Origin of the sequence: Egicoccus sp. AB-alg2 (assembly GCF_041821065.1) — a bacterium.
Classification (GTDB): Bacteria; Actinomycetota; Nitriliruptoria; order Nitriliruptorales; family Nitriliruptoraceae; genus Egicoccus.
The window spans coordinates 36,643-58,917 of the sequence record NZ_JBGUAX010000009.1 but is presented as its reverse complement, the minus strand read 5'-3'; the positions used below and the strand labels follow the sequence as shown (position 1 = coordinate 58,917).

Genomic DNA, 22,275 nt, shown 5'->3' with positions numbered 1-22,275 from the left:
TCCCCACCGCCGGTCTTGCTGTCCGGCGGCCGGCTCCGTACCGTTCAGGAGTGCGGGACCCGCTGTGGTCCCGCCTATCGCGCGCCCGGCTCTCGGTTCCACGAGCCGGATCCCCTCACCGAAAGCCGCCCCCGTGCGGCTACGACCGGGGCCCAACGGCGTTCTCGCGCGATGCGCCGACGCGCCCCACAGGAGTTGGTCCAACTGCAGGGACAGATCGTCAAGGGCAAGGTCGTCCGGCTCGAGGAGTACGGCGCGTTCGTCGAGGTTCCGACCGAGGACGGCGGCGTCGTCACCGGGCTGGTCCACGTTTCCGAGGTCGACGCCGACTTCGTCGAGAACATCTACGCCTACCTCGCCGAAGGCGACGAGGTGGACGTCAAGGTCCTCGACGTCAAGGACGACGGCAAGGTCGACCTCTCCATCAAGCGCGCCGACCCGGATTGGCAGGACGAGGAGTCCGTCAACCTGCGGTCGAAGCTCGACAAGGACTTCAACAAGCGTCTGCGGCGCTTCATGCACAAGTCGCAGATGATCCAGGGTGAGGCCCGCCGGCAGCGTCGCGGACGCGTCGGCTCGTGACCTCCCACGGCGGGGCCGCGCGCCCCGTCCCCCCGCCCGCCCCGGCCTCGGGGCGCCGCGACGACGTCCCTGGCGTCCCGCCCGACGGGACGCCGGACGTCGCGGTGGTGCCGCCGCTCGCCAGCGGCCCACAGCCGGACGCGGTCCGGCCCGATCCGCACGCCTCCTACGAGCGGGCGCTGGCCGCGCCGCGTGCCGACCGCCATGCGCGTGCGGTCGTGTCCGCGCAACTCGGGCGGCCCTCGCGCGGCAACCCGGCGATCGTGCACACGTGCGTGTTCGGACTGCCGACGGTGGTGCGCGTCGATCCGCGCCTGGACGACGGCACGCCGTTTCCCACCACGTTCTGGCTCACCTGCCCGGTGATGCGCTCGCGGGTGGGGCGGCTGGAGGCCGACCACGCCATGGTCGGCCTCAACGAGCGTCTGCAGACCGACGAGGACTTCGCCGCCGCCTACGCGGCGGCGCACGAGCGCTACGTCGCCACCCGCGACACGCTCGGTGAGCCGCTGCCCGGCGACCCCGGTGCCGGCGGCATGCCGGGGCACATCAAGTGCCTGCACGTCCACGCCGGCCACACCCTGGCGACCGGGGACAACGTCGTCGGGCAGTGGACCGTGCAGCACAGCACGCCGGCGCCGTGCCGCGGCCCGTGCGTGAGCGCCGAGGAGGTCGCCCGGCGCATGGAGCGGGACGGATGACGGCGTCCCGTGCGGCCGTGGACGTCGGGACCAACTCGGTCCGTCTGCTGGTCACCGACGGTGACGGTCACCGCGTCACCCGCGAGCTGACCATCACCCGCCTCGGTGCCGGCGTGGACCGCAACGGCCGGCTCGACGACGCTGCGCTGCAGCGGACGCTGGACACCATCCGCCGCTACCGGGACCAGTGGGTCGCCGCCGGGGTCACCGACCGGGTGCGGATCGCCGCCACCTCCGCGGTGCGCGACGCGGCCGACCGGGACCGCTTCTTCGACGGCGTGCACGACATCGCCGGCGTGGACGCCGAGGTGCTCACCGGCGACCAGGAGGCGGCGTTGACCTTCGCCGGTGCCGCGGCCGCGGTCGACGTCGTGGCACCCACCGCCGTCGTGGACGTCGGCGGGGGCTCGACGGAGCTGGTGGTCGGCGACGACGCCGGACGGGTCGTCGGCGCCGTGTCGCTGCAACTCGGCTGCGTGCGGCTGACCGAACGCCACCTGGCTGGTGACCCGCCGACCGCCGCCGAGCTCGTCGCCGCACGCGCGTTCGTCGACGAGCGGCTCGACGAGGCCGACGCCGGCCTGGCGCTGCGGGGCACCGATCTGCGCACGGCACGGTCGCTGGTGGCGGTCGCCGGTACCGCCACGACGCTGGCCGCGCTCCACCTCGACCTGCCCGCCTACGAGGAGGAGCGCATCCACGCCACGCGGGTGCCCACCTCGGCGCTGCGCGAGCTCACCGAACGCCTGGTGGCCATGCCGGTCGCCGAACGCGCGCGGCTCGGGCCGGTCCAGCCGGGCCGCGAGGACGTCATCCACGGCGGCGCCCTGGTGCTCTCGCGCGTGGCGGAGCGCTACGGCTTCGACGAGGTCGTGGTCAGCGAGGCCGACATCCTCGACGGGCTCGCCGCGTCCATGGCGTGACGTCGCCGGCCGTGTCGCCGAAGTTCCCGGGGTGCGGACTCGGCGGGAACCGCTGCCGGCAGCGCACGTGACTGCTGCCGCGTGGGGACCGGCGGGCGCGCTGCCCTAGCGTCCCGCCCCGCAGACCGCCTCGAAGGAACCGTCGTGCAGGAGTCGCCGGACATGCTCGCCGAGGAGACGACGCACCTCGTCTCCGTGCCGTTGACCGTGCATCTCACCCTGACCGGGCCGCCGGCCACGTTGGACGGGGTGATGCTGCGCGACAGCGGCACCGTCGACGTTGCCGGCCTGCTGGCCGAGACGGTGCGCTTCACCGTCGAACAGCACCTCGGCGAGATGGACGTCGTCATCGAGGGCAACGACCTCACGTCCGGCGCGCCGTTCCGCGCCACCGGCACCATGTTGCGGGTCGAGGACACCAGCGAGTGACGACACCGGCCGGACACCGGCCGAGCGCCGGCGCTCACCGCACCACCGCACCCAGGGACTCGGCCAGCCGCACCGCGCCCGCGAGGTCGAGGACGGCGCCGGCCACGTCGGCGTCCACCAGCGCGACGCCCTCGAGGCGCGCCTCGGTGAGGTCGGCCCCGTGCAGGCGGGTGCCGTGGACGCTCGCGGCCGTCAGGTCGGCACCGGTCAGGTCCGCGTCGCGCAGGTCGGCGCCGCCCAGATCGGCATGGGGCAGCCGCAGGCCGGACAGCCGCCTGCCGCGCAGGTCCGCGCCACGAAGGTTCACGTAGGACCAGTCGCCTCCGTCGATCTCCAGACCCAGGAGCGTGGCGGCGACGAACTCGCTGCCGGTGAGCTTGCAGTCGCGGAAGCGGGCGGTCGACAGCCGGGCGCCCTCGAAGCGGCAGTTCACGAACGCGCTGGCGTCGTGCCGCGAGGCGCTGAGGTCCGCGTTGGCGAAGTCGCAGGCCCGGAAGACCGCTCCCACGGTGCTCACGCTCGACAGGTCCGCGTGGCGCAGCAGGCAGCGTTCGAAGACGGCGCCGTCGAGGTCCTGGTCGGTCAGGTCCTCGCCGCACAGGTCCAGGTCCTCGTGCTGGAGCGGTGGCGTGGGGGCGGGCATGGCGCAGCGGCTCCTCGCCGTCGGGGGGTCGCCGGCCACGGTAGGCCGCGACCGTGACGGCGAGGAGCCTGGCGCGCCGCGCCGCGGGTTCCGGTGTCAGGCCGAGGTCTCGGGGACCACCAGGTCACGCGACGTCCGCCGGCCGACGAGGTACGAGCCGACGACCGCCAGCACGATCGCGTTGATCGGCGGGATCAGCCAGCCCTGCCGGCTGGAGAGCCAGGCGACGAAGGTGGCCACCGCATACACGGCGATGTTCTCCCAGCGGACGGCGGGGAAACGGTGGAGGAGCGGCTCGGGCATCCCGCGCCGCCAGTTGGCCAGGAAGTCGCCGATGATCACCCCGCCGATGGCCGGGATGGTGATCCCGAGCCATGCGAGGTAGCCGATCAGGTTGTCGTAGATGGGCAGCGCGAGCAGCGTGCCGATGGCGACCCCGCCGATCACGAACGGCTTCTTGGTGTTGGCGTTGAACAGCTCGGCGCCGGCGACACCGAAGTTGTAGGCGGTGTTGTCGTTGGTGGTCCACAGGTTGGCGACGAGGAAGACCAGGCCCCAGCCGACGAGGTTCAGCGCGAACAGCACCTCGACGAAGTCGCCGATGCCGAAGGCCAGCGCGCCGATGCCGCCGAAGAAGATCATCAGCAGCTCGCCGAGGAAGAACGCGATGGCGGCCGAGCCGAAGCCCTGTCCCGGCGTGCGAGCGAATCGGGTCCAGTTCGGCGCCTGCGTGCCTCCGGAGGCGAACGTGCCCACGATTGCGGTGACCGCGACGGCGATCGACATCTCGCCGCTGCCGGTGATGGCCCCCAGACCGCCCTGGTCGCCGATCTCCAGCATCGATCGCCACGTCACCCAGCCGGCGAGGATCAGCAGCAGCGGGACGGACACGATCGACAGCAGTTCCATGCCGCGATAGCCGTAGTAGGCGGTGACGCCCATGACGGCTCCGCCGACGATCACGAGCACCCAGCGCCACACGGGGCCGTCCAGGCCGGTGACCTGCTGGGTCAGCAGCGCGAGCGTGGCGACGGTCACGCCGTACCAGCCGATCTGGGTCCCGCCGAGCAGCAGTGAGACCAGCTTGGCGCCGCTGGAGCCGAACGCGTAGCGCGACATGACCACGGTGGTCAGCCCCGTGCGGGCGCCGATGGCCCCCAGGACCGACACGTAGACCCCGAGCACGGCCGCGCCGAGCAGGGCCACGCCGAGGAAGGCGGTGAACGAGAAGTTGGGCGCGATGCCGGCCCCGGCCAGCATCGTCGGCGTGAAGAAGGTGAAGCCGAGCAGGACGATCCCGAGCGACCACACGCTCTTGCGTGCGCGTGCCGGGACGATCTGCAGGGGATAGTCGGGATCGAGCTTCGCGGGCTTGGGCGCCCGCGTCTCCGCCATGTCACTCATCACCGATGTCCTCGTTCCAGACCGCCGGATGGGCGGCGATGAACCGCTGCAGGAGGTCGAAGCAGCGCTGGTCGTCGAGCACGTGGACCTCGACCCCGTGCTCGGCGAGCCAGTCGTGGCCCCCGTGGAAGGTGCGCGCCTCCCCGATGACGACGCGTGAGATGCCGAACTGGCGGACCAGCCCGGAGCAGTACCAGCACGGCGAGAGGGTCGTGACCATCGTCGTGCCGCGATAGGTGCGTTGACGCCCGGCCCGACGGAACGCGTCGGTCTCGCCGTGGATGGACGGGTCGTCCTCCTGGACCCGCCGGTTGTGGCCGCGCCCTAGGACCTGCCCGTCGGCGCCGATCAGCGCGGCCCCGATCGGGATGCCGCCCTCCTCGGCCCCTTGGACCGCCTCCTCGAGCGCCACGTCGAGCCAGGAGCGCAGCATGGATCCGTCGATGTCGCTCACCGCACGCCTCCGCCACATAGCGTCGCAGGCCGCGTTCTCCCAGGGCGGCCTGCGGGGAAGCCTGCCACGCACGCGCCGTCCAGGCGAGGCATTGGCCCAGATGCCGACCGGTACCTCGCGAACGCCTGCCGCCTCGTCGCGCGCCGCCTACGGTGCGCGCCGGCGACGGCAGGGCTGGACATGGACGAGCGCTTGGGACCGGAGGCGTTCTGGGGCCGGCTGCGCACGGCGCTGGCGCAGGTGCCGGTCGAGGCGCGGACCCCGCCACCCGAGGCCCGGGTGGGGGCGGTGCTCGTGCTGCTGGAGGACACGCCCGCCGGGCCGCGCGTGGTCCTGACGCGGCGGCGGCGCGACCTGCGCTCCCATCCCGGGCAGATCTCGTTCCCGGGCGGCCGCCTCGATCCCGGCGAGAGCGTCGAGGAGGCGGCGCTGCGCGAGGCACGCGAGGAGATCGGCCTGAAGGGGCACACCGTCGAGGTGGTCGGCGTCGGACCGACCTTCTACATCCCGCCGTCGCGGTTCTGGGTCGCGCCGGTGTTGGGGCGCTGGCGCCAACCGCACCCGCTCACGGAGAACCCGTGGGAGGTCGACGAGGTCCTCGAGGTGCCGCTCACCCAACTGCTGGACCGGGAGCGCTGGCGGCACACCCCGCTCAGCGTCGGCGGGTCGGCGTGGGCGTGGCAGCTCGACGAGGACGTGCTGTGGGGCGCGACCGCCGTCGTGATGGCGCTGCTGCTGGACACGGCCGTGGACGGCTGGAACGACGGCCTGGCGCCGATGGATCTGGGCGACGCGCGGGCCGTGCGCCCGTGGGAGCACGTCCCGGCGTGGGAGCGGCGCGCGCGCCTGGAAGGTGGCCTGCCGGCGATGGCACAGGGCGAGCTGGCCCACGTGACCTCGGCCCAGGTCCGGACGATGCGGGCCTGGCTGACCGAGCACGGGCTGGGGCCGCTCACGCGTGCCGAACAGGCCGGCCGCGCCCTGGCGCACGCCGTGCGCCGCCTGCGTGGCGGGGAGCTGGACGACCTGACCGTGACCGTGCTGGCCGGCCCCAGCGAGAACGGCGCCGGGGGGTTGGCTGCGGCGCGGCTGCTGCTGGCCGCCGGGGCGCGGGTGGACGTGCTGGTGGTCGGCGAGCCGCGCTTCCCGGAACAGCAGACCCTGCTGGCTGCCGCCGGGGTGCGTGTCGACACGGTCGCGCCCGAGCAGCTGGACGACGCCCGCTCGCCGGGCGAGGTGGTCGTCGACGCGATGCTCGGCGTGGGGGCGGTGCCGCCGCTGCGGGACCTGCCCGAGGTCGCGGCCGGCTGGCTGCGCCGGCACGACGTGCCGGTCGTGGCCCTCGACCTGCCGTCGGGGCTGTCGGCCGACGTCGGCCTGCAGGGCCCGTGCGTGACCGCGGACGTCACCGTCGCGCTGGGCGCGCCGACGGCGGGGCTGCTGCCGCGGATCTCGCACGCCTACGTCGGCGACCTGTACCTCGCCGACCTCGGCATCCCGCCGGCGGCCTGGCGGGCCGCCGGCGTCGACCGGCCGGCGACCTTCCCCAGCGGTCCGCTGGTGCGCCTGACCGCCGACGCGACCGGCTCCGACGCCGCCACCCCCGACCAGGGCACGGTGAGGTCGGTGGAGTGAGTGGCGTCACGGCGGGCGGACGCAGCGCGCCCGGCGGCGGATGGTCGGGGCCGTCCCCGAGCACCGGCCAGTGCCCGGGCCAGCGGGCGAGCGTGAAGATTCTCCATTCAGCGGTGCGGGCGGTGGGATTCGAACCCACACGGGTCTTGCGACCCCGGGGGGTTTAAGCCCCCTGCGGCTGCCCTTACGCCACGCCCGCGGAGCCGGATTTCGGCCGACAGGAGTCTAGGAGTCGGCCGGTGCCTCGGCTGGCGCTTCCCTCCGACGACCTCCACGGTTGCGGCCCCGGTAGGTCGGTGTCTGCGCGTGACAGTTCGGGCAGAGCAGACGCAGATTCTCCAGCCGGTTGTCCCATGGGTCGCCGTTGATGTGGTCTACCTCGAGCGGGATCTCCTGCCCCTGCCACGTCGTTCGGCGGCACACCGCGCACCGATGTTCCCAGATCGATTCCGCGACCAAGCGGCGTCGGATCTCGGTTCCGGGTAGACGTCGTCCTTGCACGAGCAGCTCCTGGAGGGGTCGGGGGGTCCGAGCCCGACGCTGTCCTCTCGCCCAGCCCTGCCCGCGCCAATGTGCCGTCGAGAGCTCGAGTTGGGCAATCCGTGTCGCCAGCCACCGTCGTGAGCTGCCGGATTCCTTCCAGCCGAGGAGCCGCAGCGCCTCGGCGCCCGAGACCGCCCGCGTGACGGCAGCGGCGAGCTCGTCGGCCGGAACCGCCGCTCGCCAGTCCTCGACCAGGTGACTCAGATCGATGTCGAGCGACCGTCCGAAGCGGCGCACGCCTTCGTAGTTGGCACCGCGGGGGACGAGGCCCAGGGCGCGGCAGAGGTCGGCGATGGTCCTGGTGGCCGGGTCGGCGACCGCGGCACGGAACTGCTCTTCGGTGTAGCGGCGTCGGGTCACGACGTCGCGTCCTTCCCCGCCCCCACGGGTTCTTCGTTGACGGGTTCCACCCTACGTGGGGGGTGTGACACCCCGGCCGAGCAACCCGCGGCGATCCCGTCCAAGCCGCGTGGCCAGGATCTCGGCGAGGTGGTACGGGCGCGGGACGTCGCCGCCGGCGAGGTGGTCGACCTGGGTCCGGCAGGAGAACCCGTCGGCGAGCACCAGCGCGTCCGGCGCCGCCGCCCGCAGCGACGGCAGCAGCTTGCGTTCGGCCGCGGCGACCGAGACGTCGTACGGCTCGCCGTCGCGGTAGCCGAACGAGCCGGCCAGCCCGCAGCAGCCGGCGTCGAGGTCGCGCCAGCGGGCACCGAGGCGTTCGAGCAGCCGTGCCTCCGCGCCCGTGCCCATCACGGCGCGGCCCTGGCAATGGGGGTGCAGCAGCACCTCGGCGTCCCCACGCAGATCGACGGGCGGCTGCCAGTCGAGATCCACGAGGTGCTCCGCCAGCGTCCGGGTCGCCCCAGCGATCGCCGCTGCCGCCGGGTCGTCGGCCATCAGCGACGGCAGCTCGTCGCGCAGGGCGGCCACACAGGACGGCTCCAGCCCCACGATGGGGACCTCACCCGCGGCTGCGGGCCCCAGCACCCGGACGAGGTGGCGCAGCGTCGCCACGGCCTCGTCGAGCATCCCGTGGTCGTACAGCGGCCGCCCGCAGCACACCGGCCGGTCGGCGACGACGACCCGGTGACCGGCGGCCTCCAGCACCTCGACGGCCGCCGCGCCGATCCGCGGCGTCAGCGTCTCCGTGAACGTGTCCACGAACAACAGCACCGGCCGGCCGTCGACGCGTGCGCCGCCGCGACGCCGCCACCACGCGGAGAACGGCTGCGGCGCCAGGCGCGGCACCGGCCGCTGCGCGGTGACGCCGACGCGGGGCCGCAGCCAGCGGGTCACCGGAGAGCCCGCCACGGCGTTGGCCACCCGAGGCAGCCGCGAGCCCGCGCGCAACCACCAGCGCACGCGCCCGAGGGCGAGGTGCTCGGGCGGGCGCCGCCGCCCCGCGTAGTGGCGGGCCAGCACCTCGGCCTTCAAGGTGGCGAGGTCGACGCCGGTCGGGCACTCCGCCTTGCAGGCCTTGCACGACAGGCACAGGTCCAGCGCCTGATGCAGGTGGGCGTCGTCCAGCCCGGCCAGGTCGGTGTCGGGACGCAGCACCTCGAACAGCAGGTGTGCCCGCCCGCGGGTCGAGTGCTGCTCGTCGTGCGTGACCATCCACGACGGGCACATCGTGCCGGTGCCCTGGTCGCGGACGCACACGCCCATGCCGACGCAGCGGGCGGCGCCACCGGCGAGGTCGCCGTCGTCCTCGGCCAGCGCGAACCAGCCCGTCGGCGTCGTCATCCGCTGCCGCGGCCGCAGACGCAGGTCGGCGTCCAGCGGCAGGGGGTCGACCAGCCGGCCCGGGTTCAGCAGGCCGGTCGGGTCCCACAGCGACTTGAACCGGCGGAACGCGTCCACGAGCTCGGGACCGAACACCCGCTCGTACAGTTCCGCGCGGGCCTGGCCGTCGCCGTGCTCGCCCGACGGGGACCCGCCGTGGGCGACGACGAGGTCGGCGGCCTCCTCGACGAAGCGACGGAACGTGGCGACGCCGTCGGGGGTGGTGTGGTCGAAGTCGATCTTGGTGTGCACGCAGCCGTCGCCAAAGTGGCCGTACACGCCGGCCTCCAGGCCGTGCCGACGCACCAGGCCGTCGAGGTCCGCGAGGTACGCGGCCAGCCGCGCCGGGGCGATGCCGGCGTCCTCCCAGCCCGACAGCTTCATCGCATGGCCGGGCGCCACCGAGATGGCCCCCAGCCCCTCGGCCCGCACGCGCCACACGGCCCGCTGGTCGGCGGGGTCGCGGACCAGGCGATGGGTCGGCGAACCGACCTCGGCGAGACCGCGCACGAGCCCTTGTGCGGCGTCCAGGGCCTCCGCCTCCGTGCCGCCGCCGAACTCCGCGACCAGCCAGCCGCCGCCCTCGGGCAGCACGTCCAGGCCGCGCGGGCGTAGCCGGCCCGGGCGGGCGGCTCCCGCGGCGAGCATGGCGTCGATCCCCTCCAGCGCCGCCGGCCGATGGGGAAGCAGTGCCGGGACGTGCCGGGCCGCCTCGATCAGGTCCCGGTAGCCCAACACGACCTGCACGCGTGCGGCCGGTCGCTGGACGAGCCGCACCGTCGCGCCCAGCACGACCACGCAGGTGCCCTCCGTGCCGACCAGCGCCCGCGCGACGTCGAGACGGTCGGCATGCAGCAACTGGTCGAGGTGGTAGCCCGACACGCGGCGTGGGACACGCGGGAAGCGGTCGCGGACCAGCCCGGCGACCTCGTCGCGAAGCGACAGCAGCCCGTGCCAGCGGGCGGCCATGGGCCCGTCCTCGGCCGCCAGCCGCCGCGCGTCGTCCGGTGCGCACGACGCCACCTCGACGCGCGTGCCGTCGGCGAGCAGCACGTCCAGCGCCTCCACCTGGTGCACGGTCCGGCCGGCCGTCAGCGAGTGGGGTCCACAGGCGTCGTTGCCGATCATCCCGCCCAGCGTGCAGCGGTCCGCCGTCGACGGATCGGGCCCGAAGGCCAGCCCGTGCGGCGCGGCGGCCGCCTGCAGCGCGGCCAGCACGACGCCCGGCTCGACGCGGGCGAGCCGCGCGTCCGGGTCGACCCATTCGATCCGGTCCAGGTGGCGCGACACGTCCAGCACCACGCCGGTGTTGGTGGCCTGGCCGGCCAGCGACGTCCCGGCACCGCGCATCGTGACCGGCACCCCGGCGTCACGGCAGACGGCGAGGGTCGCCGCCACGTCGTCGGCGTGGCGCGGCGTCACGACCCCCAACGGCACGTGGCGGTAGTTGGACGCGTCGGTCGCGAACAGGTGGCGGCTGCCGGGGTCGAAGCGCACCTCGCCCGCGACCTCGCGGCGCAGCGCGAACGCCAGCGCCTGCCGCGTGGCCTCGTCGGCCGGCTCGGCCAGCCGCTGCGCCGTGCTCCTGCCCGCGCCCACCGTCGCTCCCGGTCGTGCCCGCCGCAGCCTAGGGTGACGCGCCCCGGTGGCCGCCGCGCGGCCGCCGGGAGCCCGACCCCGATCCGGCGATGACGAGGTGACGACGTGACCGCACGGTGGTTCCCGCACGGTGTCGTGGCGAGCCCGCACCACCTCGCCTCCAGTGCCGGCGCGCGTGTCCTCGCGGATGGCGGCAACGCGGTCGACGCGGCTGTGGCCGCGAACCTGGTGCTCGCCGTCGTGACGCCCTACCACTGCGGTGTCGGCGGCGACCTGCTCGCGATCGTCTGGGACGGGCAGGCCAACGGGGTCGTCAGCGTGGGCGCCGCACCGCGCGGTGCGACCCCGGAGACGATCCGCGACGCCATCGAGGCCGGACACGGCGACCCGACGGTCTCCATGCCGGGCACCGACGGGATGCCGACGTTCGGCGCCCTGCCCGTCACCGTGCCCGGTGCCGTGGCGGGCTGGTTCGACCTGTTGCAGCGGTTCGGCAGCCGCTCCTTCGGCGAGGTGGCGCGCGAGGCGGTCCGGCTCGCCGAGGAAGGGTTCCTGCTCAGCCCGCACGGGGCCGAGTACCCGCAGCGGGCCCGGGCGCGCCTGGGCGACCAGCCCGGCTGGGCGGACCACTACGGGCAGATGGAGGCGGGGCGCCGCTTCGTGCAGCACGACCTCGCGGCGACGCTGCGCACCATCGCCGACGACGGTCCGGCCGGTTTCTACGGCGGCCGTATCGCCGACGCGATCGTCGAGGTGCTCCAGCGGCACGGCTCCACGATGAGCGCCCAGGACCTCGCGGCGCACCGGGTGCGGCAGGTCGAACCGATCGCCGCCGACTACCGCGGCCTGGAGATCCTCGAACTGCCACCGCCGACCCAGGGGGTCACGGCGCTGACGGCGCTGAGCCTGCTGGAGCGCCTCGGCCACGCGTTGCCGGAGGACCCCGCCGTCGCCGCCCATCTGCAGGTCGAGGCCATCCGCGCCGCGCTGGCCGACCGTGAACAATACGTGGGCGACCCGCACCACATGCGCGTGGGGGTCGACGACCTGCTCGCCCCGGCCCGCCTCGACGCGATGGCCAAGGCGATCGACTTCGAGCGGGCCGGGGACTGGCCGCCGGCACGCCCGGCCGCCGGCGGCACCGCCTACCTGTGCACGGCCGACCGTGACGGCCTGCTCGTGAGCCTGATCCAGTCGAACTTCGTAGGGTTCGGGTCGGGCGTGGTCGTGCCCGGCACCGGCATCGGGCTGCACGACCGGGGTGCTCACTTCAGCCTCGACCCGACCGACCCGAACGCGATCGGGCCCGGCAAGCAGCCACTGCACACGCTCATCCCCGCCCTGGCGCTGCGGGACGGCGCGCCGGCCTACGTGTTCGGCACGATGGGCGGCGACGCGCAGGCCCAGATCCACGTGCAGGTGCTCGGCGAGCTGCTCGACCGGCACGCCGACCCGCAGACGGCGGTGTCGGCGCCGCGCTTCGTCGTCGAGGTGGCCGACGGCTCCGTCGCCGTCGAGGCCGACCTGGATCCGATGATCGCGGCCGGACTGCGCCGGCGCGGCCACACCGTGACGCAACTGCCCGCCCGTGCCCACCACGCCGGTCACGCCCACGCGATCCGCGTCGTGCACGGCGGCTACGAGGCCGGCAGCGACCCGCGCTGCGAGGGCGGCGCCATCGGCCACTGACGGCCGTCACGCCCGTGTGATGCGTTGGGAAAAGGTCGCTGAGCGGCCGCCCGGCAACGGGCGTGTTGACCTGCGACGTCAACGCGTCGGTGTGACGCCAGATCAGCACTGATGCGTGTCTGGCGTTACAGAGCGGTGCGCGCGTCACACAGCCCGGGGGAAGGTCGCGGCAACCTCGATGTCGAGCCGGTGACGCATGGTCGAGCCACCGACGCACCGGTGCCCCGCTGGGCCGACCGTGCGTCGCTCGTCCGACCTCGTGCCCGACGGTTTGGCGCGCGGTCCGGCCCGGACGTCGCCACGCCGGGAACCTGGCCATGCTCAGGGAGTGGGCGGACGCGCGGTTCGCCCCCGCAGTCGGCATGCTCGAAACCTGGCCATCGTCAGGGAGTGGGTGGGCGCGCTGGCACATGGACGCGTGACCAACAGGGCGGCAACCGCCATTACGCCACGGACGCAGCGCGACTTCTTCCGAACGCAACACACAGGGGCGTCACGACTCGCTCAGGCGCCGGCGGGTTGCTGGGCGACGACCCGGGCCGGACCGGTCGAGGCACGCACGACCAGCTCCGGGCGGAAACGCAGCTCCGGCATCGGGCCGTCCTCGACCGGCTGCTCGTTCAACAGCTGGACGGCCGCCTGCGCCATCGCCTCGAACGGCTGCTGCACCGATGTCAGCGGCGGGTGCACGTAGGGGTTGGGGCCCGCGTCGTCGAAACCGATGACCGACACGTCGGCCGGGACCTGCAGCCCCGCCTCGCGCACGGCGCGGATCGCGCCCAGCGCCATCAGGTCGCTGCCGCACACGATGCCGGTCGCCCCCCGGGCGAGCAGCTGCGTCGCGGCGGCGTGGCCACCCTCGATGCCGTAGAGGGTCTCGCTGACCAGCTCGGTCGGAAGGCCGGCCTCGGCCAGCCCCCGCCGGTAGCCCTCGGCGAGCTCGATGCTGGGCAGGTAGCGCCGAGGCCCGACCGCCAGGCCGATCCGGCGGTGGCCGAGCGCGGCGAGGTGGGCGACACCCTGCTGGGCGGCGGCCCGGTGGTCCACGGTGACGCTGGGCACCTCCAGCCCCTGCGGCCGGCCGTTGACGAGCACCGTGGCGACACCGCGGGCGAGCAGGTCGAGGTAGCGGCCGTGGTCGTCGTGGGCGGTGGTGTCCGCGCCCAGCCCCGACACGATCACGACACCCGCCACCGCATGGTCGAGCAGGACGTCGAGGTAGTCGGACTCCACCATGCCGGCGGGGGTGGACGTGCACAGCACGGTGGTCAGCCCCTCGCCCGCGAGCCGCGACTCCAGGGCCTGCGCGAACCGCGGGAACACCGGGTTGTCCAGCTCCGGCACGATCAGGCCGACCAGGCCGCGACGACGCGCGCGGGCCACGCCTACGGGCTCGTAGCCGAGTTGGTTGAGCGCGCGCAGCACTTCACGCCGGGTCGTCTCGGAGACGCCCGGCTTGCCGTTGAGGACGCGGCTGACGGTTGCCTGGCTGACCCCGGCGAGGTCCGCCACATGGCGAAGACGTGGTTTCACGGCGGCGACTCTAGACCATCGGCCACCGCCCGTGGAAGACTTTTCGAAAAATTGGGCAACTGGTTGCAACTTCTTGCTATTGTCGCGCCACGCAGGGAGAGGGCGGTGCACGGTGCCCCGGCCATCCCGGCCCGTCTCAGGGGAGATACCAAGCATGACCAGCTGGAGGAAGTGGCTGGCGGTCGTCCCGACCGCAGCGCTCGTCCTGACCGCCTGCGGCGGGACGGAACAGGCCGCCGAGGAGCCCACCGACGAGCCCACGGCCGAAGAGCCCGCGGAGCCCGTCGAGGAGGAACCCGCCGAGGAAGAGCCGGCCGAAGAAGAGCCGGCCGAGGGTGACGAGGGCGAGGAGATCGCCCGCGCCGACGCCGACCTCGTGATCTGGGCCGACGACACCCGCGCCCCGATCCTGGAGCCGCTCGCCGAGGAGTTCGGCCAGGCCGAGGGCATCAGCGTCGCGGTGCAGGAGGTCCCCTTCGACCAGATCCGTGACCTCGTCTCGGTCCAGGGCCCCGCGGGCCAGGGCCCGGACGTCTTCATCGGCGCGCACGACTGGCTCGGTGAGCTGGCGGAGAACGGCGTCGTCGAGCCGCTCGACCTCGGTGGCGCGGAGGGCGAGTACCTCGACGTCGCCGTCCAGGCGTTCAACTACGACGGCACCAACTACGGCCTGCCGTACTCGATCGAGAACATCGCGCTGGTGCGCAACACCGAGCTGGCCCCGGAGCCGGCCGAGACGCTCGAGGACATGGTCGAGGTCGGCCTGGCCGCGGTCGAGGCCGGCGACGCCGACCTGCCGGTCGCGTGGCAGCAGGACCCGGGTGACCCGTTCCACAACTACTGGGTCGTGACCGGCGCGGGCGGCTACGTGTTCGGTCAGGACGACGCCGGCTCGTACGACGCCGACGACGTCGGCATCGACTCCGAGGGTGGCCTGCGCGCCGCCGAGATCTTCGGTGAGCTCGCCGACCAGGGCGTCGTCAACTCCGACGTCACCTACGACGTCATGATCGACACCTTCGGCTCCGGTCGCGCCCCGTTCGCCATCACCGGCCCGTGGGCCCTGGGCGACTTCGGTGACGTCGACTTCGAGGTGGAGCCGCTGCCGCAGGTCGACGGCAACGACCCCGGCCCGTTCGTCGGCGTGCAGGGCGTCATGGTGTCCGCCTTCGCGGAGAACAGCCTCGCCGCCACCACCTTCGTCCTCGACTACCTCGGCCAGGAGGAGGTCCAGCTCGAGCTGTACGAGGCCGGTGGCCGCCCGCCGGCGCTGGTGAGCGCCTTCGAGTCCGTCCAGGACGACCCGGTCATCGCGGGCTTCGGCGCCGCCGGTGAGACCGGGCGCCCGATGCCGGCCATCCCGGAGATGGGCGCGGTGTGGGAGGCCTGGACGGCGGCCTACCAGAACATCTTCTCGGGCAACGACCCCGAGGCGGCGTTCCAGGAGGCGGCGGACCAGATCCGCACCGCCATCGACGCCGGCTGACCCGCGTCATGCCGCGTCGATGAGCACGCAACAGACCGCAGGCCGGGGGGCGGGCACCGCCCCCCGGCCCGCCGGGGGGCCGAACGGTCGACGGCCCGCCCGCGAGTCCTTCGCCGACCGTCTCGCCGCCCGCCTCGGCTCCAACAGCCTGATCGGACTGTTCGGCAAGCTCGTCTTCCTCGGCGTCGTCAACGGCATGGGCCTGTACGCCGTGTCGACGCTGCTCCCGGCCCGCGCCTGGACGCCGCTGGCCGTGGTGCTGATCGCCACCATCGCGATCGACGTGGTCTACCTGTCCAAGCGCACGCTGCCGCTGAAGTTCCTGATCCCGGGCACGATCGCGTTGCTGGTGTTCCAGGTCTACCCGGTCCTGTACACCGCCTACATCGGCTTCACGAACTACGGCACGGGCAACGTGCTGACCCAGGAGCAGGCGGTCGGCCGCATCCTGGCCACCTCGACGCGGGTCCCGGAGGACGCCACCCGGTTCCGTTCGACCCCGCTGGTGGACGACGCCGACGGCACCCTGGCGTTGCTGCTGACCGATCCCGACGGGGACGTCTTCCTCGGCACGGAGGCCGGCCTGGAGCCGCTGACCGACGCCGACGTGGCCGGCGAAGGCCGCGACATCACCGTCCGTGAGCGGTTCCGGCCGCTCACGCTCGGCGAGGCGCAGCAGCGCGAGGACGAGGTCCTCGCCTTCTCCGTACCCATCACCGACGCCGACGCCGCCGACCTCGAGGAGGGCGCGGCCGCCGACGCCATCACCGTCCAGACCTTCACCACGGCCGCGGTCTCGGTGACGGCGCTGGAGTACGACGAGGGCACCGGCACCATCCTCGACACCACCACCGGCCTGGTCTACGAGCCGGTGATGGGGACGTACACGGCCGAGGACGGCTCCACGCTGCGGCCAGGGTTCCGCGACGTGGTCGGCTTCACGAACTACCAGCAGGTGCTGACCTCGCCGGCGATCCGGGGACCGTTCCTGCGCGTGTTCGTGTGGACGTTCGCCTTCGCGTTCCTGTCGATGCTCACGACCTTCGTGATGGGCCTGGCGCTGGCCATGGCACTCAACGACCCGCGCATCAAGGGGCGCCGGTTCACGCGCTCGCTGCTGATCATCCCCTACGCGCTGCCGTCGTTCATGACGGCGCTGATCTGGCGCGGCCTGCTGAACCAGTCGTTCGGGCCGATCAACCGGATGTTCGACTGGTCCGTGCCGTGGCTGTCGAGCCAGGCGTTCGCCGGGGCGCTGCCGAAGTTCTCCATCCTGCTGGTGAACCTGTGGCTGGGCTTCGGTTACATGTTCCTGATCAACACCGGCGCGTTGCAGGCGATCCCGTCCGACCTCACCGAGGCGGCCCGGGTCGACGGCGCGTCCGGCTGGCAGGCGTTCCGCAACGTCACGCTGCCGCTGCTGCTGGTCGCGGTCGGGCCGCTGCTGATCGCCTCGTTCGCCTTCAACTTCAACAACTTCAACGTCGTCTACCTGCTGACCGGCGGCGGGCCGCCGATCGGTGGTACGCCGACGCCGGCCGGTCACACCGACATCCTCATCAGCTACAGCTACCGGCTGGCGTTCGAGAGCGGCAGGGGCCAGGACTTCGGTCTGGCGGCGGCGGTGTCCTCGATCATCTTCGTCCTGGTGGCGGTGTTCAGCTACATCGGCTTCAAGCGCACCGCGGTGCTCGAGGAGATCAACTGATGGCCGCCGACCCCGTGCCGCTGCCGGTCCCGGCCACCGACCACGCCGCCGTCAGGGACGCTCCGGGCCGCACCGCGTACGCGCCCGCACCCAAGGGCGTGCGGTGGTTCAAGCAGCTCGGCTGGCGCTACCTCGTGGCCCTGGTGGCGGTGGCGTTCGCGCTGATGCCGGTCTACTTCGTGCTGCTCGCCTCCGTGTCGCCGACGGCGACCCTGCAGGGCAGCCAGCTGATCCCGCGCGAGGTGACGACCGCAAACTACACCCGGCTCTTCGAGGTCACGCCGTACTGGACGTGGCTGGGCAACTCGCTGAAGATCGCCGGCGGCGCGGCGCTGGCCAACATGATGCTGTCGGCGATGGCCGCCTACGCGTTCTCGCGGCTGCGGTTCAAGGGCCGGCGGGTCGGGCTGCTGACGATCCTGCTCGTGCAGATGTTCCCGCAGCTGCTGGCCAACGTCGCGATCTTCCTGTTCCTCGTCAACGTCCGGACCTACTTCCCGGCCATCGGTTTCGGCACGCAGCTCGGGCTGTTCCTCGTCTATCTCGGCGGGGCGCTGGGCACGAACACCTGGCTGATGAAGGGCTTCTTCGACACGGTCCCGACCGACCTCGACGAGTCCGCGCGCGTCGACGGGGCCACCCACGGGCAGATCTTCGTGAAGATCATCCTGCCGCTGTCCGCCCCGATCCTGGTCGTGGCCGGGCTGTTGTCGTTCATCTTCCTGTTCAACGAGTTCATCCTCGCCAGCATCCTGCTGGGACAGGACGACGGCAACCAGACCCTGGCGACCGGCCTCTACCGCTTCATCGACCAGAACTACGGCCAGCAGTGGGGGCCCTTCACGGCGGGCGCGCTGATCGGCTCGCTGCCGACGCTGCTGCTGTTCCTGTTCGGGCAGCGCTGGATCGTGTCGGGCCTGACCAGCGGCTCGGTCAAGGGCTGACCTTGTCCGGTCTGCTCCACCAGCCGCACCACGGCGGCTCCGCCCACCACGTCGGCACGGACCCGGCCCACGCCGCGCCCGTGCCGACGCTGGGTGAGCGCGTCCGTGTCCGTGTCGAGGTGCCGCACGGCGCCGGCGTCGACGAGGTCCACGTCCGGACCACGCCGGACACCGAGCCGGCCTTCGCGCCCGCCCGGCGGGTCCTGCGGGGCGCAGCGGTCGACCTGTGGGAGGCCGACGTCGAGGTGGTCAACCCCACCTCGCGGTACCGGTTCCTGCTGCACGGGTCCGGCGGCCAGCGCTGGTTGACGCAGGTGGGCGTGGTCGACCACGAGGTGGCCGACGCCTGGGACTTCGCGCTGGTCGCCACCCCACCCCCGCCCGCGTGGGCCGCCGACCAGGTGCTCTACCAGATCTTCCCCGACCGCTTCGCCCGCGGCGCCGAGCGCGTCGACTGGCCCGCGTGGGCGGAACCGGCCGCGTGGGACGAGCCCGTCGCGACCACCTTCCCGTCGTCGATGCGCCAGCTGTACGGCGGCGACCTGCTGGGCGTCACCAAACGGCTGGACCACCTGCTGCGCCTGGGCGTCACCGGCGTCTACCTCAACCCGGTGTTCCCGGCGCCGGAGAACCACCGCTACTGCGCATCGGACTTCACGACCGTCGACCCACTGCTGGGTGGCGACGAGGCGCTGGCCGAACTGTCTGCCGCGCTGCACGCCAACGGGCTGCGGCTGATCGGCGACCTGACCCTCAACCACTCCGGTGACCAGCATCCGTGGTTCCGCGCCGCGCGCGCCCACCCGGACGGCGAGGAGGCCGGCTACTACCTGTGGCACGACCGCCCCGGCGGCCGGGCGCAGGCGTGGGCGGGCGTGCCGAGCCTGCCGAAGTTCGACCACCGCAGTTCCGCGCTGCGCCGCCACCTCTACGAAGGGCCCGACTCGGTCGCCGCCCGTTGGCTGCGCGAGCCGTTCCTGCTCGACGGCTGGCGGGTCGACGCCGCCAACGTCGCCGGCCGCTCCGGCGCGCTGGACCTGGCCGCCGAGCTGCAACGCACCCTGCTGGCCACGATGCACGAGGCCCGGGGCACCGACGTCTACCTACTCGCCGAGCACTGCCATGACGCCACGGGCGACCTCCAGGGCGCCGGCTGGCACGGCACCATGGACTACCTCGGCTTCACCCGCGCCGCGTGGAGCTGGCTCCAGGACCCGCAGCGCTCCGTCGACGCGCTCGGCATGCCGGTCCCGCTCGCCCGGCGGGGCGGGGCGGCGGTCGCCCGCGGCCTCGACCTGGTACGTGGGCAGCTGCCGTGGCGCAGCGTCGTGCACTCGTTGTCGCTGCTCGGCTCGCACGACACCGCCCGGTGGGCAGCGGTGGCCGGGGACCGTGCCCGGCGCCACGTCGGGCTGGCCTGGATGCTGACGTTCCCCGGCGTGCCGTCGGTCTACTACGGCGACGAGCTCGGCCTCGGTGGCGACAGCAACGAGGCCGGCCGTGCCCCGATGCCGTGGGACCGTCCGGAGCGTTGGGACCAGGACACGCTCGCGTTCGTGACCCGGCTCGTGCACCTGCGCCGCGCGTCGGTGGCGCTGCGCCGCGGTGGGCTGCGCTGGGTCGTCACCGACGAGGACCAGCTCGTCTACCTGCGCGAGCACCCCGACGAGCGGGTCCTGGTCCAGCTCACGCGCGCCGCCGTCGACCCGGTCGACCTCGACGCCCCGCTGCTCCACCTCGCCGACGGTGATGCCGCGCCGGCCTTGCTCGACCACCCCCCGCTGGCCGCCTCCGCCGGCCGTCTGCGCCTCCCGGGCGGAGACGGGTCGGTCGCACGCGTCTGGCGGCTTCCCCCGACTTCCTACCCGCCCCTCGAGGTTCCCCGCCGATGACGCGCTACACCCGACGTGACCTGTTCCCCAACGCCGTGCTCGGCGACGGCGCCCTGCTGGTCACCCTGTCCGCCCGCGGTGAACTCGAGCAGCTGTGGTGGCCGCACGTCGACCACGACCCGCACCTCGGCCTGCTGCGGCTGGCCGGCGTCGAGGAGGACGGGCTGCGCTGGTTGGACGACGACCAGGCCCGGCACCGGCAGCGCTACCTCGACGACACCAGCGTGCTGGAGACCACGGTCGTCGGCGACGGCGAGGTGGTCGTCACCGACCACGTCACCGTCGACGGGCCGGTGCTGGTGCGGCAGGTCCGTGGGCTTCGCGGCCGGCTGGCGGTCGTGGTGCGGCCGGAGCTGGCCGGCCAGGCGCAGGGCGGTGGCGGCTACCTCGACCCGGTGGCCGGGGCGCTGGTGCTGCACCGGCGCGACCGCGTGCTGGCGGTGGCGATGAACGTGCCGGCGACCGGCACGCTCGGCGAGCTGCAGAACGGTGACGACCTGCTCGCCGACCTGCAGGCCGGCCGCTTGCGTGGCAGCGGCGTCGTCCACGGCGAGGTGGAGGGCGCGCTGGTCGCCGACGCCGAACATGCCGAGGTGAGCGTCGCCATCGCCGTCGCCGACACGCACGCGCAGGCCATCGAGCTGGCGGTGGCCGCCGCCAACGGTGAGCACACGGCGCAGCTGGCGGCACGCCGGGCGGCCGACGCCGAGGCCCTGGCGACGATCCCCGTGCTGGTGGACGGCGCCCTGGCAGGGCTGGAGCGCCGCTCGCAGCTGGTGTTCGGCATGGTCGCCGACCGGGCGACGGGTGGGGTCATCGCCGCCCCCGAGCAGGACCCGTGGTTCGCCCGCTCCGGCGGGTACGGCTACGTCTGGGCGCGTGACCTCGCCTTCATCCTGCTGGCGCAGCTGTCGGCCGGGCGGGACGATCTCGCAGTGCCGGCGCTGCAATGGCTGGTCCGGGCCCAGGGCGCCGACGGGCTGTGGTTGCAGCGCAACTGGACCGACGGCAGCCTCGCCCCGTCGTGGGGGACGCAGCTCGACGAGACCGGGGCCGTGCTGTTCGCCTACGGGGAGGCGCTGGCGACGTTGGACGCCGACGGCCTGGACGCGCTGCTGTGGCCGTCGGTCGAGCGCGGCGCGGACGCGCTCGTCCGGGTCCTCGACCCGGTCACCGGCCTGCCGGCACCCTCCATGGACCTGTGGGAGGAGCGGGTCGGCCTGCACGCCTACACCGCCGCGGCCACCTGGGCGGGTTTGCAGGCGGCCGCCTCGATCGCCCGCCAGGCCGGCCACGCCGATCGTGGGCAGGGTTGGGAGGCCGCGGCTGCGCGCGTCAGGGACGGGATCCAGACGCACCTGTGGTCGGAGGAACATGGCCACTACCTGCGCTCGATCCGCCTCGCGCGCAAGGACAAGGCCGGTGATCCGGTTCCGGACTGCTACGGGCTGCTGCCGACGCACGCCCAGCACCCGGTCGGCTCGGTCGACCCGTTCGACGCCACCGTCGACGTGTCGCTGCTGGGGCTGGCCTACCCGTTCGGGGTGTTCGACGCGACCGAGCCGCGCATGGCCGCGACGATCGCCGCCGTCGACGAGCAGCTGCGGGCCCCGGACGGCGGGATCGTCCGCTACACCGACGACCGCTACCGCGACGGCAACCCGTGGGTCCTAACGACGCTGTGGCTCGGGCTGGTCCAGCGGGCACCGGGCGCGGCCGAACCCGCCGACGGTCTGGCGTACGCGCTGCGGAGTGCCACCTCGACCCAGCTGCTGCCCGAGCAGGTGGACGCCGCGACCGGCCGGCCGGCGTGGATCGTGCCGCTGACGTGGAGCCACGCGATGTACGTGCTCGCGTGCCGGCCGGACGCGCCCGCGCTGGCCGAGCACCGCCGCAGCGCCTCGGCCGTGCACGGCTGACCCCTGGCCGCGAGCCCACCGTCGCAGCGCGTCACGCTCAGCGGCCCGTCCGTGTCGAGGTAGCGCTGCACGGTCGAGCCAATGACGCACGGGTGCGACGCTGGGCCGACCGTGCGTCGGAAGCTCGACTCTAGGGCGGGTCCCCGCTCAGGCGATCAGGCCGCACCGTCCGGGTCGGGTCCCCGGCCGCGTCGGCCGTCGGGGTCGTCCAGCACCCGGCGCTGGTAGTCGCGCGAGCGTGTGAACGAGCGCCACACCAGCAGGCCGAGCACGGCGACGACGATCAGCGGTACCGCGCCGGCCAGCGCACCGCCGACCACGTCCCACCACGTCTCCACCGGGTCCGCGACCAGCCGCACGTCGTCGGTCGCGAGCAGCCGTACCAGCATGGGAGCGCCTGGGTCGAGGA

General features: G+C 73.6%; 18 protein-coding genes and 1 tRNA gene. 11 read left to right on the top strand and 8 right to left on the bottom strand.

Going from position 1 to position 22,275, the window contains the following annotated elements:
• Positions 1-171: 171 nt before the first annotated feature.
• The 4 genes from ACERM0_RS17975 (at position 172) to ACERM0_RS17960 (ending at position 2,635) form a co-directional block, all read left to right on the top strand.
• Positions 172-582 carry a S1 RNA-binding domain-containing protein gene (locus ACERM0_RS17975; RefSeq protein WP_373680005.1) on the top strand — a complete coding sequence of 137 codons (411 nt, stop codon included), beginning with the start codon at positions 172-174 and terminating at the stop codon, positions 580-582.
• A 104-nt stretch (positions 583-686) separates the two neighbouring features.
• The gene (locus ACERM0_RS17970) at positions 687-1,283 is read left to right on the top strand and encodes a DUF501 domain-containing protein (protein WP_373680004.1); all 597 of its coding nucleotides are present in this window, start codon (positions 687-689) and stop codon (positions 1,281-1,283) included.
• A complete protein-coding gene (locus ACERM0_RS17965) occupies positions 1,280-2,206 on the top strand; it encodes an exopolyphosphatase (RefSeq protein WP_373680003.1) in 927 nt (308 codons plus the stop codon). Before ACERM0_RS17970 ends, ACERM0_RS17965 begins: the two co-directional genes overlap by 4 nt.
• 144 nt (positions 2,207-2,350) lie before the next feature.
• Positions 2,351-2,635 carry a hypothetical protein gene (locus tag ACERM0_RS17960; protein ID WP_373680002.1) on the top strand — a complete coding sequence of 95 codons (285 nt, stop codon included), beginning with the start codon at positions 2,351-2,353 and terminating at the stop codon, positions 2,633-2,635.
• Between the two features lie 34 nt (positions 2,636-2,669).
• Here the strand turns inward: ACERM0_RS17960 and ACERM0_RS17955 are convergent, their stop codons facing one another.
• From ACERM0_RS17955 to ACERM0_RS17945, 3 genes are all read right to left on the bottom strand, one after another.
• Positions 2,670-3,278: a pentapeptide repeat-containing protein gene (locus ACERM0_RS17955; protein ID WP_373680001.1), complete on the bottom strand. Its 609-nt coding sequence runs from the start codon at positions 3,276-3,278 to the stop codon at positions 2,670-2,672.
• Positions 3,279-3,374: 96 nt separating this feature from the next.
• Positions 3,375-4,682, bottom strand: coding sequence for a cytosine permease (gene codB / locus ACERM0_RS17950; protein ID WP_373680000.1), 1,308 nt, complete (start codon positions 4,680-4,682; stop codon positions 3,375-3,377).
• Entirely contained in the window at positions 4,675-5,115 is a 441-nt protein-coding gene (locus ACERM0_RS17945) for a nucleoside deaminase (RefSeq protein WP_373680154.1), read from the bottom strand. Before ACERM0_RS17945 ends, codB begins: the two co-directional genes overlap by 8 nt.
• A 201-nt stretch (positions 5,116-5,316) precedes the next feature.
• Here ACERM0_RS17945 and ACERM0_RS17940 point away from each other — a divergent pair, with 201 nt between their 5' ends.
• A complete protein-coding gene (locus tag ACERM0_RS17940) occupies positions 5,317-6,771 on the top strand; it encodes an NAD(P)H-hydrate epimerase (protein ID WP_373679999.1) in 1,455 nt (484 codons plus the stop codon).
• A 114-nt stretch (positions 6,772-6,885) separates the two neighbouring features.
• Here ACERM0_RS17940 and ACERM0_RS17935 read toward each other — a convergent pair.
• The 3 genes from ACERM0_RS17935 to ACERM0_RS17925 form a co-directional block, all read right to left on the bottom strand.
• A tRNA-Leu gene (locus ACERM0_RS17935) sits at positions 6,886-6,970 on the bottom strand.
• A gap of 26 nt (positions 6,971-6,996) precedes the next feature.
• Entirely contained in the window at positions 6,997-7,674 is a 678-nt protein-coding gene (locus ACERM0_RS17930) for an HNH endonuclease (RefSeq protein ID WP_373679998.1), read from the bottom strand.
• Positions 7,675-7,725: 51 nt separating this feature from the next.
• Positions 7,726-10,695 (bottom strand): FAD-binding and (Fe-S)-binding domain-containing protein, encoded by a 2,970-nt coding sequence (locus ACERM0_RS17925; protein ID WP_373679997.1) that lies wholly within the window; start codon positions 10,693-10,695, stop codon positions 7,726-7,728.
• A gap of 105 nt (positions 10,696-10,800) precedes the next feature.
• On the opposite strand from ACERM0_RS17925, the gene ACERM0_RS17920 reads away from it, so the two are divergent.
• Positions 10,801-12,384 (top strand): gamma-glutamyltransferase family protein, encoded by a 1,584-nt coding sequence (locus tag ACERM0_RS17920; RefSeq protein WP_373679996.1) that lies wholly within the window; start codon positions 10,801-10,803, stop codon positions 12,382-12,384.
• 504 nt (positions 12,385-12,888) lie between these two features.
• Here the strand turns inward: ACERM0_RS17920 and ACERM0_RS17915 are convergent.
• The gene (locus tag ACERM0_RS17915) at positions 12,889-13,917 is read right to left on the bottom strand and encodes a LacI family DNA-binding transcriptional regulator (RefSeq protein WP_373679995.1); all 1,029 of its coding nucleotides are present in this window, start codon (positions 13,915-13,917) and stop codon (positions 12,889-12,891) included.
• A 154-nt stretch (positions 13,918-14,071) separates the two neighbouring features.
• On the opposite strand from ACERM0_RS17915, the gene ACERM0_RS17910 reads away from it, so the two are divergent.
• From ACERM0_RS17910 to ACERM0_RS17890, 5 genes are read left to right on the top strand one after another with little or no spacing between them, the layout of a single operon-like run.
• The gene (locus ACERM0_RS17910; protein WP_373679994.1) at positions 14,072-15,403 is read left to right on the top strand and encodes an extracellular solute-binding protein; all 1,332 of its coding nucleotides are present in this window, start codon (positions 14,072-14,074) and stop codon (positions 15,401-15,403) included.
• Between the two features lie 19 nt (positions 15,404-15,422).
• Positions 15,423-17,111 carry an ABC transporter permease subunit gene (locus tag ACERM0_RS17905; protein ID WP_373679993.1) on the top strand — a complete coding sequence of 563 codons (1,689 nt, stop codon included), beginning with the start codon at positions 15,423-15,425 and terminating at the stop codon, positions 17,109-17,111.
• Entirely contained in the window at positions 17,111-18,055 is a 945-nt protein-coding gene (locus tag ACERM0_RS17900; RefSeq protein ID WP_373679992.1) for a sugar ABC transporter permease, read from the top strand. Before ACERM0_RS17905 ends, ACERM0_RS17900 begins: the two co-directional genes overlap by 1 nt.
• A 2-nt stretch (positions 18,056-18,057) precedes the next feature.
• The gene (locus ACERM0_RS17895; RefSeq protein WP_373679991.1) at positions 18,058-19,947 is read left to right on the top strand and encodes a glycoside hydrolase family 13 protein; all 1,890 of its coding nucleotides are present in this window, start codon (positions 18,058-18,060) and stop codon (positions 19,945-19,947) included.
• Positions 19,944-21,866 carry a glycoside hydrolase family 15 protein gene (locus ACERM0_RS17890; RefSeq protein ID WP_373679990.1) on the top strand — a complete coding sequence of 641 codons (1,923 nt, stop codon included), beginning with the start codon at positions 19,944-19,946 and terminating at the stop codon, positions 21,864-21,866. Before ACERM0_RS17895 ends, ACERM0_RS17890 begins: the two co-directional genes overlap by 4 nt.
• 155 nt (positions 21,867-22,021) lie before the next feature.
• On the opposite strand, the gene ACERM0_RS17885 is transcribed toward ACERM0_RS17890, so the two are convergent.
• The gene (locus ACERM0_RS17885) at positions 22,022-22,255 is read right to left on the bottom strand and encodes a hypothetical protein (protein ID WP_373679989.1); all 234 of its coding nucleotides are present in this window, start codon (positions 22,253-22,255) and stop codon (positions 22,022-22,024) included.
• Positions 22,256-22,275: the final 20 nt, after the last annotated feature.

Excerpts from the sequence above, each read along its gene's own strand:
- ACERM0_RS17975 (WP_373680005.1), top strand. The coding sequence starts at position 172 with ATGCGCCGACGCGCCCCACAGGAGTTGGTCCAACTGCAGGGACAGATC.
- ACERM0_RS17965 (WP_373680003.1), top strand. The coding sequence starts at position 1,280 with ATGACGGCGTCCCGTGCGGCCGTGGACGTCGGGACCAACTCGGTCCGT.
- ACERM0_RS17955 (WP_373680001.1), bottom strand. The coding sequence starts at position 3,278 with ATGCCCGCCCCCACGCCACCGCTCCAGCACGAGGACCTGGACCTGTGC.
- codB (WP_373680000.1), bottom strand. The coding sequence starts at position 4,682 with ATGAGTGACATGGCGGAGACGCGGGCGCCCAAGCCCGCGAAGCTCGAT.
- ACERM0_RS17945 (WP_373680154.1), bottom strand. The coding sequence starts at position 5,115 with ATGCTGCGCTCCTGGCTCGACGTGGCGCTCGAGGAGGCGGTCCAAGGG.
- ACERM0_RS17940 (WP_373679999.1), top strand. The coding sequence starts at position 5,317 with ATGGACGAGCGCTTGGGACCGGAGGCGTTCTGGGGCCGGCTGCGCACG.
- ACERM0_RS17910 (WP_373679994.1), top strand. The coding sequence starts at position 14,072 with ATGACCAGCTGGAGGAAGTGGCTGGCGGTCGTCCCGACCGCAGCGCTC.
- ACERM0_RS17905 (WP_373679993.1), top strand. The coding sequence starts at position 15,423 with ATGAGCACGCAACAGACCGCAGGCCGGGGGGCGGGCACCGCCCCCCGG.
- ACERM0_RS17900 (WP_373679992.1), top strand. The coding sequence starts at position 17,111 with ATGGCCGCCGACCCCGTGCCGCTGCCGGTCCCGGCCACCGACCACGCC.
- ACERM0_RS17890 (WP_373679990.1), top strand. The coding sequence starts at position 19,944 with ATGACGCGCTACACCCGACGTGACCTGTTCCCCAACGCCGTGCTCGGC.
- ACERM0_RS17885 (WP_373679989.1), bottom strand. The coding sequence starts at position 22,255 with ATGCTGGTACGGCTGCTCGCGACCGACGACGTGCGGCTGGTCGCGGAC.